Origin of the sequence: Lysinibacter cavernae, from assembly GCF_011758565.1 — a bacterium.
Classification (GTDB): domain Bacteria; phylum Actinomycetota; class Actinomycetes; order Actinomycetales; family Microbacteriaceae; genus Lysinibacter; species Lysinibacter cavernae.
The window spans coordinates 354148-366089 of the sequence record NZ_JAAMOX010000002.1 but is presented as its reverse complement, the minus strand read 5'-3'; the positions used below and the strand labels follow the sequence as shown (position 1 = coordinate 366089).

11 protein-coding genes are annotated in these 11942 nt (G+C 62.6%); 4 read left to right on the top strand and 7 right to left on the bottom strand.

The genetic code is table 11. From position 1 onward, the window contains the following. Positions 1-10 precede the first annotated feature (10 nt). The 7 genes from FHX76_RS11180 to FHX76_RS11150 all read right to left on the bottom strand — a co-directional run bounded on the left by FHX76_RS11180 (position 11) and on the right by FHX76_RS11150 (position 8697). Positions 11-1027: an ABC transporter permease gene (locus FHX76_RS11180; protein ID WP_167150766.1), complete on the bottom strand. Its 1017-nt coding sequence runs from the start codon at positions 1025-1027 to the stop codon at positions 11-13. A gap of 8 nt (positions 1028-1035) precedes the next feature. Beyond that, positions 1036-2541 (bottom strand): ATP-binding cassette domain-containing protein, encoded by a 1506-nt coding sequence (locus FHX76_RS11175; RefSeq protein WP_167150765.1) that lies wholly within the window; start codon positions 2539-2541, stop codon positions 1036-1038. 165 nt (positions 2542-2706) lie between these two features. Next, positions 2707-3738: a sugar ABC transporter substrate-binding protein gene (locus tag FHX76_RS11170; RefSeq protein WP_167150764.1), complete on the bottom strand. Its 1032-nt coding sequence runs from the start codon at positions 3736-3738 to the stop codon at positions 2707-2709. A 45-nt stretch (positions 3739-3783) separates the two neighbouring features. Beyond that, positions 3784-5472: a hydantoinase B/oxoprolinase family protein gene (locus FHX76_RS11165; protein WP_167150763.1), complete on the bottom strand. Its 1689-nt coding sequence runs from the start codon at positions 5470-5472 to the stop codon at positions 3784-3786. 3 nt (positions 5473-5475) lie between these two features. Continuing rightward, positions 5476-7527 (bottom strand): hydantoinase/oxoprolinase family protein, encoded by a 2052-nt coding sequence (locus FHX76_RS11160; protein ID WP_167150762.1) that lies wholly within the window; start codon positions 7525-7527, stop codon positions 5476-5478. 247 nt (positions 7528-7774) lie between these two features. Further along, positions 7775-8134, bottom strand: a complete 360-nt coding sequence (locus tag FHX76_RS11155; protein WP_167150761.1) for a GntR family transcriptional regulator — start codon at positions 8132-8134, stop codon at positions 7775-7777. A 287-nt stretch (positions 8135-8421) separates the two neighbouring features. Next, positions 8422-8697 carry a hypothetical protein gene (locus FHX76_RS11150; RefSeq protein ID WP_167150760.1) on the bottom strand — a complete coding sequence of 92 codons (276 nt, stop codon included), beginning with the start codon at positions 8695-8697 and terminating at the stop codon, positions 8422-8424. A gap of 412 nt (positions 8698-9109) precedes the next feature. On the opposite strand from FHX76_RS11150, the gene FHX76_RS11145 reads away from it, so the two are divergent. The 4 genes from FHX76_RS11145 to FHX76_RS11130 are packed head-to-tail and all read left to right on the top strand — an operon-like array spanning position 9110 to position 11837. After that, the gene (locus tag FHX76_RS11145; RefSeq protein ID WP_167150759.1) at positions 9110-9574 is read left to right on the top strand and encodes a hypothetical protein; all 465 of its coding nucleotides are present in this window, start codon (positions 9110-9112) and stop codon (positions 9572-9574) included. After that, the gene (locus tag FHX76_RS11140) at positions 9477-10283 is read left to right on the top strand and encodes a sensor histidine kinase (RefSeq protein WP_167150758.1); all 807 of its coding nucleotides are present in this window, start codon (positions 9477-9479) and stop codon (positions 10281-10283) included. The genes FHX76_RS11145 and FHX76_RS11140 overlap by 98 nt, the downstream gene beginning before the upstream one ends. After that, positions 10280-10915, top strand: coding sequence for a response regulator (locus FHX76_RS11135; RefSeq protein WP_167150757.1), 636 nt, complete (start codon positions 10280-10282; stop codon positions 10913-10915). The genes FHX76_RS11140 and FHX76_RS11135 overlap by 4 nt, the downstream gene beginning before the upstream one ends. Positions 10916-10940: 25 nt before the next feature. Then, positions 10941-11837, top strand: a complete 897-nt coding sequence (locus FHX76_RS11130; RefSeq protein WP_167150756.1) for an ankyrin repeat domain-containing protein — start codon at positions 10941-10943, stop codon at positions 11835-11837. The last annotated feature ends 105 nt before the right edge of the window (positions 11838-11942 follow it).

The window sequence follows — 11942 nt, the reverse complement described above, 5'->3', positions numbered from 1 at the left end:
CCTAAGCGCTTTAGGTTCGGCGCTTCCGTACGAAGAGCCCATCGGCCGCCACAGCGAGCAGAATAAGCGAGCCAGTGACCACCTGCTGATACGTCGTGTCCCAGTGCATGAGGTTGAAGCCGTTGCCGATAACCGTCAGGATCATCACGCCAACAAACGCCCTCCACATAGCGCCCTGCCCGCCGAGGATGCTCGTGCCGCCAATGACAACGGCCGCGATTGCCGTGAGCTCGATGCCCGTCGCCATCGACGGCTGGGCCGAGCCGGCGCGCGAGGCAAGGATCATCCCAGCCATCGCCGAGCACACCCCGCTAATGGTGAAGACAGCGATGTGGATGGAACCCGTGCGAATTCCGCTGAGACGCGCGGCCTCCGCGTTGCCACCAACCGCGTAGATCCTGCGGCCAAACGTGGTTCCCCAGAGCACAATGCCAAGCACAATCAGGGTGACCAGCATGAGCACCGAACCAGCGCTGAGCCCGAAGATGCTCGGCCAGGTCCAGACACTGAACGCGAGGCTCTGGTCTGTGGTCGGCGCAACTATGTTGCCGCCCGTCATGACGATGGCGATGCCGCGGTAAATGATGCTGATAGCGAGCGTCCCGATGAACGAGTTGACGCCAGTCTTGACCACAACAAAGCCGGTAAAGAAGCCAAAAACGGCGCCGGCGAGGATCGCGCCGATGAACCCGGCGGCAACGCCAAACTGCTGCGTGACCATGACGCCGATAATTGCCGAGGCAGCGAGAGTTGCCGTCGACGAGAGGTCAAACACCCCGCTAATGATGCAGAGGGTCGCTGCGGTTGCGAGCAGGCCAACAATCGCGGCCTGGTCGAAGAGGTTGATGAAGTTTTGCTCCGTCAGAAACGTGGTGGTGTTGAGCGCAAGGAACAGCATGATGGCGAGCAGCCCAAACACGATTCCGAAGTCGCGAAGGTTCAATCGAAACTTGCGCGAAGCCAGTGGCGAGCGCTGCTCTTGGGGTTCAGGAGCGTCGATAATCGGTGGGGTAGATGTTGTGGTCATGGGATTCCCTATTTCATGAAGGCTGAAGTCATTACGTCGTCTGGGGAGGCATTGCGGTCGAACTCGTCTACGAGGTGACCGTGCCGCATCACGAGCACGCGATGCGAGAGGCCAATCACCTCATCGAGTTCGGAGCTCACTACGATGACGGCGGTGCCGCGGCCAGCGAGGTCAACGATGAGGCGGTGGATGCGAACCTTGGCAGCGATATCAACGCCTCTGGTCGGTTCGTCAACCATGAGCACGGCCGGCGGATTGAGCAGCCACTTGGCAAACAGCGCCTTTTGCTGGTTGCCGCCGGAAAGGCTCGATATGAGCGACCCCTGCCGTGCGCCGCGGAGGTCGACGCGCGCGCTGACCTCCTCAACCGCGGTTCGCTCGGTTGGCCGCTTGATGAAGCCGCCGAGCGCGCGGGCGCCGAGCGTTGGCAATGCAATGTTCTCGACTACGGGCCGCGAGACAACAAGGCCCTGGTCCTTGCGAGACTCTGGCACGAGCGCAAGGCCTCTCGCGATTGCCGAGCGGATGCTGTTGCCCTTGAGCGGTTTGCCGTGAATGGTGATCGTGCCAGTTTGGCGACGGTCTGAGCCAAAAATTGCTTGGAGGGTCTCGCTGCGCCCGCTGCCAACGAGGCCTGCGATGCCAACGATTTCGCCGCTGCGCACGGTGAACGTGACATCGTTCACCCTGGCATTTGTCATTCCGTTGACCGCGAGAACAACCGGCGCATCCTCGTTGATGGGAGGAACATCCGGTGTCAAGATATCGACCTCGCGGCCGACCATGAGGGCGACAAGCGAGGAGGGGGTGTGCCCGGCAACCGAGTCAGTGATGATGTGACTGCCGTCGCGCAGCACCGTGATGCGGTCGGCGATCGACAGCACCTCGTCGAGGTAGTGCGAGACGAGGATGACGGTTGTGCCGCCAGCCGCGAGCCTGCGAATGACCCCGAGCAGTTGCTCCTTCTCTGCCTCGTTGAGCACAGCGGTTGGCTCATCCATGCACAGCACCTTTGCCCCGCGGGCGAGTGCCTTGAGGATCTCAACCTGCTGCGCTTTCCCAATTGGCAGTTGGCCAACCTTCTCGTGCGGGTCTAGCTCAAATCCGGTTTCCTCGATGAGGCGGTTGAGCGTTTCGAGGTCGCTTGCTCTCCTGCTGAAGCCGAGGGTCTGGCTCCACCTGCCGAGGAAGACATTTTCGAGGACAGAGCGGTGGGGGAGCAGCGCGAGCTCCTGCGAGATGAGCGAAATGCCGTGGGCGATGGAGGCGCGGGGCGTCCCGAGCCGTACTTGCTCGCCGTCGAGGCTCACTGTGCCGCCGTCGGCAACAACAACGCCGGCCAAGATCTTGAGCAGCGTGCTCTTGCCCGCGCCGTTTTCGCCGAGGATGCCGTGCACCTCGCCCGGTTCGATGGTGAGCGAGATGTCGTGAAGCACAACGGCTGGGCCGTACTTCTTGGTGATCTGGGCGACTCCAATCTGCGGAGCGGCGGGTATATTCGCTGCCTGTCCCACGTTCGGACTCCCTTCTAAGCGTCGGTAACCTGCATCTATTTGCGACTTTCTGCGGAAAAATCCGTCTTCTCGCGCAGAAACTCGCAAATAGATGCAGGTGAGGGGTGGATGCGCCCGGCCGAGAGGTAGGGGGTAGCTGGGCGCATCCGGTTGGTTGAGCTTTCCCTAGTCGGAGTACATCGACTCAAACTTGCTCTCGGTGAGCGCCGACTTGGTGCCCATACCGTTGTTTGGCGCGAGCGTCTGCTCGTTGATCGCCGTTTCGACCTGCTCGCCACGGGCCTTTGCCAGCCCAAGCTCGGTTGCCTTCTTGCCATTCGCAAACACGTCGGTCACGTAGATGGCAAACCAGCTGCCGTCGAGCACCGCAGCGACGTTTGACTTTGACGCCCCGTTTCCGATGAACTTGATGCCGGAATCGGCCCCGGCAACCGCAGCCGCCCCGGTGATTGCCTGCGATGCGCCAATCACAACGTCAACGTCTGGGTTCGCCTGCTGCACGTTCTGGAACGCCTGGCGACCGCTGTCAGCCGTGTAGCCACCCTCAACCGAGGCGACGAGGTTCACCTTTGGATTTGTCGCGAGCTTGTCTTTGACCGCGTTGGTACGCGCGTTGTCGAGGGGCAGCGCCTTGAATCCTTCAAGATAGGCAACGTTGCAGGTGTCACCTTCGACCTCGTCGCAGGCATCAAGACCAAGCTGGCCGAGCGCCTCGCCGTTGGTGGTCGGCAGGTCAACGATGCTGATGGCATCCTTCACCTGCGGGTCGACGGTATCGAACTTTGGCCCAACAACCGAGAACTCAACAACCACCGTGATACCTGCTGCTGTAGCTTCTTCGAGCGGGGCGATGAGCGCCTGGTTGTCGTTGGCCTGAATAACGATCACGTCGTATGCCTTCGAGGTGATGGCATCCTTGACCTGCTGCACCTGGACTTGGGCGTCAAAGTTCGAGTCGACAAAGGTGGCGTTTGCGTTGTTTGCCTTTGCCGCCTCCTCGATGCCGAGGAAGGTGCCCTGGGCAAAGCTGTTGGTCTTGGCAAAGCCAAAGAAGCCAACCTCAAGCTTCTCGTCGGCGCTTGCCGCCGTCTGGGTCGTCGAGTCGGATGCCGCGGGAGGCGAGCATGCGGTGAGCAAGAGCGAGGTGCCGAGCAAAACGGATGCTGCCGCGGCTGCTGTGCGGGTGCGTTTTTTCATGACAGTCCTTTCGTGTGAAACATGGGTGTTGCAGGGATTGTGTGATTACTTGGTGTATCCGTAGTGCGAGACGGCGAACTCTTCGGTGATGTAGCCGTTGAGGATGTCGTACTCGATGTCGTCGCGCGAGCGCTTGCTCACGTCGCCGAAGCCTCCTCCGCCGCCTACCGACAGGCGGACGATGTCGCCGGCCTTGACCGGGCGGGCGTTGGCCTTGAGGGTGTGGAACTCGTCTTCGCGGCCGGGGTTGATGACCACTTCTGGTCCCTGCGCGTCCGAGCCCCCGAAGAGGCCCCACGCCGGGGTCTCTGAACGCTCGAACCAGAGGCCAACAACGCAGTCAGTGAGGAATTCGTATTCGCGGGTGACGCCGTTGCCACCGCGCCACTGGCCAGGTCCGCCCGAGTTCGGCCTGATCGAGTACTCGTTGATGCGGAAGGGATAGCGCGTTTCGAGCATCTCGATGGGCAGGTCTTTGAGCGAGCCGTTGACGTTGTTGATCATTGCCGATTCGCCGTCGGTGCCGTTCCAGGCGCCCCATCCGCCAAGCGTGGCCTCCATTGTGACGAAGTTTCGGCCAGCATCCGGGTCGAAACCAGCGGTCGTGATAATCATCGAGTCGCCGTGGCTCGCGCTTGATACGCGGTCAGGCATCGCCGTCGACATGGCCTTTGAGACCAGGTCGATGAGCAGCCCGAGGTGCGAGAAGTACCACTGGCAGGGTGCGGGGGCGACGGCGCCGAGCACCGAGCCGGAGCGCACCTGGGTACTCAGCGGCCGGAACGAGCCTCCGTTCGAGTTTGAGTCTGGGCTCACGAGCAGCTTGTAGCCAACGCGAAGCGCCGAAACGGCCTGCGCGATTCCGCAGTTGACGGGGCCGCGCGTTTGGTCTGCCGACTCCGTCACATCGAAGTCGATGCTGTCGCCTGCGACCGTGACCTTGAGCTTGATCGGGATGGTCTGGTTGAGGTTGATGCCGTCGTTGTCGAGCACGCCTTCAGCTTCGTAGACGCCGTCGGGGATGCCGCGAACGGTTTCGCGCTCGATCTCTTCGGTCTGGCGGAAGATCTCGTCGCGGGCCGCGTTGAGGGTGTCGGTGCCGTAGCGCTCGACGAGCTCCTGCATGCGGATGGTTCCCATGCGGAGGGCCGCGATCATCGCGTTCATGTCGCCGATGGTCTGGTACGGGAAGCGCACGTTGGTGCGGATGAGGTCAACAACCGAGGTTTCGGTTCCTGCCTCGACGAGCTTGACGGGCCCCATCCGGAAGCCTTCTTGGAAGATGTCGATCGAGTCCATCGAGCCGCCAACATCCTTTGAACCCATGTCCATCCAGTGGGCGCGCGTCGCGGCGAAGCCGGCAAGCTCGCCGTCGACAAAGACGGGGGCGAAGATTGTGACGTCGTTGAGGTGGGTCCCGCCGAGGTAGGAGTCGTTGAGGATCCAGATGTCGTCTTCCTGCCAGACCTCGCGGCCGTGCAGCTCCTCGACCGCGAGCGAACAGGTCTCGAGGTTGCCGAGGAACAGCGGGAGCCCTGCCGACTGGCCGAGCACGCGGTGCTCGGTGTCGAGCAGCGCAACAACGCAGTCCCCGCCCTCGTAGATGATGGGCGAGTAGGCCGAACGGATGAGCGTTGCGTTCATATCCGCCGCCGAGCTGGTGAGCGCGTTGCGGATGATCTCGACCGTTACGGGATCAAGCGTGGTGTCGAGGGTGGTTGTGAGGGTGCTCATGGGTTAGTTCCCTTCGGAATCGTGTGAGCGGATGATGAGGGAGCCGAGCTGGTCGACAGAAACGGTGTACTCGGGCGGCACAACCGTTGTCGCGGTTTCTTCGACGATGACGGCTGGTCCTTCGAAGGTGTGGCCTGCGCCGAGGGCGTCGCGTCGCACGACGATTGCGGCGTGCTCAACCTGCTCGAAGACCACAGGGCGGATCTCGTGGGCAAACTCCTGCGAGGTTGCTTTGGGGAAGGCTGGCGCTTCGAGGTGGCCGAGGTCGCCAACCGCGTGGGTGCGCAGCGTCACGATCTCGATGGGTGCCTCGATGTTTGAGTGGCCGTAGCGCTCGTGGTACATCGTTGCGAAGCGCTGCTTGAGCGTGTCGAGGAAGCCTGGCTCGTTTGGCTCGTCTGAGGATGCCAGCGGCACGTTGAGCGTGAACTCCTGCGAGTGGTAGCGCACATCAACGGATGCCGATGATGAGCGGTTTTCTTCGGAGACGCCCTCTGATGCGAGCGAGCCTTTGCCCTCAGACTCCATGCCGCCTAGGGTCGATGCCATGTTGGCAACGTCGAGGTCTTCATCGAGGAAGAAGTACGGCTCAGAGAGGTCCTTGCGGATGTCGGTCTGCAGCATTCCCCACGCCGAGAAGGCGCCGGGGAAGCGGGGCACGATCGTCTCAGGGATGCCAAGCTCCTTCGCGAGGAAGACCGCGTGCATCGGGCCGGCGCCGCCGAAGGCGACGAGGCTGAAGTCGCGCGGCTCGATGCCGCGGGAGATCGTGATGGTGCGGATGGCCTGGGCCATTTGCGAGTTGGCAACGTCGCAGATGCCCTCTGCCATGTGCATGGGGTCGAGGCCAAGCTGCGACCCAACGGTGGTGAGCGCATCCAGCGAGGCCTTGCGGTCGAGGGATACCTGGCCGCCGGCGAACCAGTCGGGGTCAACGCGACCGAGCACAAGGTTTGCGTCGGTCACGGTTGGCTCGGTGCCGCCGCGTCCGTAGCAGGCCGGGCCAGGCGTCGCGCCGGCCGAGCGTGGCCCAACACGGAGCCCTCCGGCTTCGAGCCAGGCGACAGAGCCGCCGCCGGCGCCAACCGTGTGAATGTTCACGACGCTCATGAGCATCGGCAGGCCTTCCAGCTCTGCCTCGGTCGAGACATCTGGCTTGCCGTTCACCACGAGTGACACGTCAAACGAGGTGCCGCCCATGTCGACGCCGATGAGGTTTGGTCGCGACGAGACCGACGCGAGCTCGGCGTCACCAATGGCGCCGCCGACCGGGCCGGAGAGCAGCGTCTGCAGCGGGCGCTTGCGGGCCGACTTCGCGGTCAGCACTCCGCCGGATGACTGCATGATGTGCAGGGGAGCCTCAACGCCGCGTTCGGCGATCTTCTGTTCGAGGTCGAGCAGGTAGTTGCGCACAACTGGGCCGGTGTAGGCCTCGATCACTGCGGATGACGTGCGCTCGTATTCGCGCCATTCCTTTGCCGCCTCGTGCGACAGCGAAACGGTGAAGTCTTCGCCAAGTTCCTCAAGCAGGATTTCGCGGGTGCGGTCTTCGTGCGAGGCGTTTTTGTAGCTGAAGAGGTACGCGACGGCGACGGCACCGTATCCTTCAGCGAGTGCGCGGCGGGCCGCCTGGCGCACTGCAACTTCGTCGAGCGGGCGGATCTCGCGGCCCTTGCCATCGAAGCGGCCACCGATGCCGATGACGTCGCTGCGTTCGAGCAGGGGCTCTGGTTTGCGGTACTGGGCGTTGTAGAGCTCAAGGCGGGGCCCGCGGGCGATGTGGTACACGTCTTCGAGTCCCGCCGTTGCAAGGAGGAGCACACGAACGCCCCGACGTTCGAGGAAGGCGTTGAGGCCCTGGGTGGTTCCGTGCACAATGAACTCGATGTCGGAGAGGTCATCAACGATCGATTCGAGGCCGGTGATGACGCCCCCACTGAGGTTGCCAGGGGTTGTGGATGCTTTGGTCGCGGAATAGGTTCCGGTCTCTTGGTCGTACGCAACGATGTCGGTGAAGGTGCCACCGATATCCATCGAGACTCTGTAGTTCGGCATGTGTAATCTCCTCGGGGGCTGTTGTTCGTGCCCGTGTTGAGAGATCAAGCTATAGTGAGCCGTTTGTCGCGCAGTGTGCGGAATGCCTGTTTGCCGGCGTGAACGCTAGGCAGTCTGCATAAAGCCGCTCGGATGCCTCCCTTGGGAAGGGCGTTTCGGATGCGCGGAGAAAGTTGCGTGACCCGGCCGTTACCGCCGCGCAACATTATGCTCGCCTCGCCGGCGCGGGGTCGTGGCGCGTGAGGGATTAGCGTTCGGTGAGTACAGCCGTTACTAGCGAGATGGCCTCGTCAGTTGGTATCCCGAGCCTGCGGATGCTGCTCGCATAGTCGGCGGCTGCGCGTTGCGCGGCCCGGTGTGCGGGGTCGCCGTGCGTTGACACAAACGTGCCATTGCGCCCGCGTGTTTCAACGATGCCTGCCGACTCCAACTCTCGGTATGCCTTCGCGACGGTGTTTGGGGCGATTCCAAGGTCTGCGGCGAGTTTCCGTACGGTTGGCAGTTTGGTTTCCGCGGCGAGGTCGCCGCTCGAAACCTGAGCGATGACCTGCTCCCTGAGCTGTTCAAACGGTGGAACGGCCGACGACTGGTCGATCACTATGTGCACGGTTCCTCCTCGGCTGCTAGGTTCTCGGTTGCTCGGCTGCTTGGCTGCTAGGTTCCGGTTGGCCGGGCACACGCTGGCAACCTCTGACGGCTGGAGCCGCCATCCGGCGACACGTTCCCTGTTCGTGCTGGGTGAGCGATCCCAGCCTGACACAACACGCGCAGCGCCCGCCACTGCATCCACGGTTCTCGGCCCGCCAGCAGCATGGGCTGCGTGCGGGATCTTCGTGGCTGCTGCGACGGGCGCTGCGATGCTCGGAGGGCTCCTCCGAGGGTGTTGAGTTGTGGCTAGATCGCTTCGAGGATTGCGTCGAGCGGGGCGGCAGGGATGGTCGAGGCGTAGCCTTTTCCGTTGCGTGCCCGCGTGTGGTAATCAAAGAGCTGACCGCGCTTCGCGAGGGTTCCTCGGTAGTTTGGGCGGCCTGGCTTGTGGACAAGCCAGACATCAGGACTCACGGTTGTGAATCGGTAGAGGTCGCTCTTGATCTTCACGTCGACGTACTCATCGATGAGTTCGGGTAATTGGGTGGGTAGTTCGATTTGGTTGAGTGTTAAATTGGACATTGCAAAGCTTTCTTCTGTATTTCTGAATTCGTTGTGCGCACCGCATCGGAGTAGTAGATGCTTCGTAAAGTGCTGCTCTGACTCAAGCGCTCCCGAGAAATGGGCGCGAGTCATTCACAACTTATAAAGAGAATAGCAGGCCTGAGCGATCGAATCAATAGTTGGCTAAGTTTTTGCCTGTGAAAACGCTGTCAGTGCGATGCGGCGTGACTCTTGGGCGCGGCGTGACTGCTGGGCGCTGCGTGGCTGCTGGGCGCTGCTGGGCGCTGCGTGAATGCGGAGCGCGGCGTGATCCTCACTCCAGACATCATCCGATTGGCTGATGTCTTCCCCAACTCGCCTCCGTAGGCTGGGTGCCGTGCAAACCGCCACAATCATCCGGGTATTCTGCGGGCAAGAGAGGAGCAGCCGAATGAATCTTGTCGCAGCGCTCCGGCGCCAGAAGGGCAGCCCCTCGATTCCGCTCGATCCGCTGATTAACGCAGCGTTTGTGTTGCTCGTGATCGCATCCGCGACGCGATACCTGCTGAGCCACGGGCTTGGCGACCGCTGGCTGTGGGTTGCCGCCCTGAGTGCGTCACTGATTATCACGTTTGCCGTGAGCCTGGTGGTCCCAACATCTGCCACCGCAGGGATGACCGTCGCGGTGTTGGTCCTGTGGGCGCCACTCGTTGTGATCGCCCCAAGCTTCTGGTGGTGCGCCTTTTCGCTGTTCTTTAATTTGCCGGTTCCGGCTCGCGTCGCCGTGGTCTCTGGTGTGCATCGCCGGGGTTGCCATCATGACCGGGTACGGGCTCATGCGACTGTCGGGTTCATTCGATCTCACGGTGGCCATTGGCATCCTTGTTGTTGCGGTGCTCGTGAACTCCGTGTTTAGCCGGATTGAGCAGGACAACGACCGTCAGCAGCGACTCATCGCCGACCTGGTTGAGGCGCAGCAGCAGCTGGCGCAGGCCGAGCGTCGGGCCGGTGTGCTCGCCGAGCGCGAGCGGCTGTCGCACGAGCTCCACGACACCGTTACCCAGGGGCTCACGAGTTCGCTGCTCATGATGGAGGCCGCAGCGCAGTCGCTCGACGGACCTGCCGAACGAGCCGCGCTCAGCATCAACGCCGCCACCGAGGCGGTCCGGGCGAACCTCGCGGAGACGCGCAATCTTGTGCACCAACTTGGGTCCCCTCGGCTCGACGGGATCAGCCTTGTTGCGGCGATCCGAAACCTGACCCACGATTTGCCCGGTGCCGAATGTGTTGTTGAGGGGCAGCCCTATGCGCTCGACGCAGACACCACACACGCCGTCTTGCGTGTGACGCAGAGCGCCCTCGAGAATGTTCGACGCCACGCCTCCGCAGCGCAGACCAGGGTGACCCTCACCTTCTTGCCCGACTATCTTGGTCTTGATATTCGCGATGACGGGATTGGGTTTGATCCGAGCGCGACGAGCGAGCCATCAGCAGACGGCGGTTACGGGCTCAGGGCAATGGCGCAGCGCGTTGCGGGCCTCGGCGGTGTGCTGAGCGTTGAGAGCGCGCCTGGCGAGGGCACTGCCGTCGCGGCCCATCTGCCACGAACGGTGGAGGAACCATGATTCGCGTGATGCTTGTTGATGACCATGCCGTGGTGAGGGCAGGCCTCAGGATAATTCTCGAGACGCAGCACGATATCCGTGTTGTTGGTGAGGCCTCAACTGGCGAGGAATGTCTTGCCTCCGTCGGTCGGCTTGCTCCCGACTTGGTCGTGGTCGACCTTGCGATGGGCGAGGGGATGGGCGGAATCGAAACCATCCAGCGCCTGCGCGGCGAGTGGCCTGGCATCCAGGCCCTGGTCTTCACCACGTATGACACCGACGCCGATATCGTTCGCGCGGTTGACGCTGGGGCAATCGGATACGTCCTAAAAGATGCGGCCCCCGCTGAGATCTACGCTGCCGTCCGTGCGGGCGCCAGGGGCGAACGCGTGCTGTCGCCACCGGTTGCGTCGCGCATCCTTGAACAGCTGCAACGCCCTCAACTGACCCTGACTCCTCGGGAGGCGCAGATTCTTGAATTGCTCGCGTCTGGCGTCGGGAATAAAGAACTTAGCAGGCAACTGTTTATCAGCGAAGCCACCGTGAAGACGCATCTTGCGCATGTTTACGAAAAACTTGGTGTCGACGGGCGAGGGGCGGCCATCGCCGTCGCAACGCAGCGCGGCATCATCCGAAATCAACGGGCGCAATAAGTGCCGCTATCTGAAAGGCCGTGTCATGAGTTTCACGAAACGTGCTGTGACCTCGATGGGAATGCTGGCTGTCCTAGCGTTTTTGGCGACCGGATGCGCCCCTGAGCCGCCGCTCCCAACCCCGAGCGCTACAACGGGGAGCCCAACACCTGCGGCGGTTGCGACGCCTGCCCCAACGCCCGCCGAGCCGCCGGTTCGTCAGGATCTGATTGGGCTGCCGCAGACCGAGCTGGATACGCGGCTGATCGCTTCGGCCTGGGCGAACGACGTTGCAGAAGCGCAGGAACTCATCAGAGCCGGCGCAAATGTCAACGCAAAAGATGCAACCGTGCAGAGCGCCTACCTTGTCGCAACAAGTGAGGGCTACGCCGAGCTGCTTGACCTCACGCTCGCGAACGGCGCAGATGTGACGAGCCTCGATTCGTATAACGGTACTGGCCTCATTCGAGCGGCCGAGCGCGGACATGCCGCCGTTGTTGGTCGGCTGATCCAAGCCGGCGTCTCGCTCGATCACGTGAACTTTCCCGGCTACGTTGCCCTGCACGAGGCGCTGATCTACGCAAAGCCAGATCAGGTCGAGGCCTACCAGGACACCGTATGGGTGCTCGTCGCCGCAGGCTCAGACCTCACTATTCCTACGGTTGGTACCGGCGAGACCCCGGTGATGCTGGCCAATCGGTACGGTCTGAGCCGGCAGGCACAGATCCTGACGCGCGCGGTGGATGCCCCTGCCGCCGCAGCTGACGCTCCCGCCCTTCTTGTGCAGGCGGCGCTGACAGGGGACCCCGATCTGGCGGCGCTGGCGTTACGGGCTGGCGCTCCGGTGAACACAACTGACGCGACGGGCAAGAGCGTGCGGTCAATTGCCGAGTCTGGTGGACACGAGGTGACCGCAAGGCTGCTCGCCAACCTCGGCGGATAGCCGTTCCGCGGAGCGCCACCAACACGCGTGGGATGGGCGGGGCCGGTGCCACGATGTGTCGTGTCCATCGATCGGTTGACACGGTGTCAACCGACTGTGGCTACT

Coding starts and splice junctions, on each gene's coding strand:
- FHX76_RS11180 (WP_167150766.1), bottom strand. CDS start 1,027: ATGACCACAACATCTACCCCACCGATTATCGACGCTCCTGAACCCCAA.
- FHX76_RS11150 (WP_167150760.1), bottom strand. CDS start 8,697: ATGTCCAATTTAACACTCAACCAAATCGAACTACCCACCCAATTACCC.
- FHX76_RS11145 (WP_167150759.1), top strand. CDS start 9,110: ATGAATCTTGTCGCAGCGCTCCGGCGCCAGAAGGGCAGCCCCTCGATT.
- FHX76_RS11130 (WP_167150756.1), top strand. CDS start 10,941: ATGAGTTTCACGAAACGTGCTGTGACCTCGATGGGAATGCTGGCTGTC.
- FHX76_RS11160 (WP_167150762.1), bottom strand. CDS start 7,527: ATGCCGAACTACAGAGTCTCGATGGATATCGGTGGCACCTTCACCGAC.
- FHX76_RS11140 (WP_167150758.1), top strand. CDS start 9,477: ATGACCGGGTACGGGCTCATGCGACTGTCGGGTTCATTCGATCTCACG.
- FHX76_RS11170 (WP_167150764.1), bottom strand. CDS start 3,738: ATGAAAAAACGCACCCGCACAGCAGCCGCGGCAGCATCCGTTTTGCTC.
- FHX76_RS11135 (WP_167150757.1), top strand. CDS start 10,280: ATGATTCGCGTGATGCTTGTTGATGACCATGCCGTGGTGAGGGCAGGC.
- FHX76_RS11165 (WP_167150763.1), bottom strand. CDS start 5,472: ATGAGCACCCTCACAACCACCCTCGACACCACGCTTGATCCCGTAACG.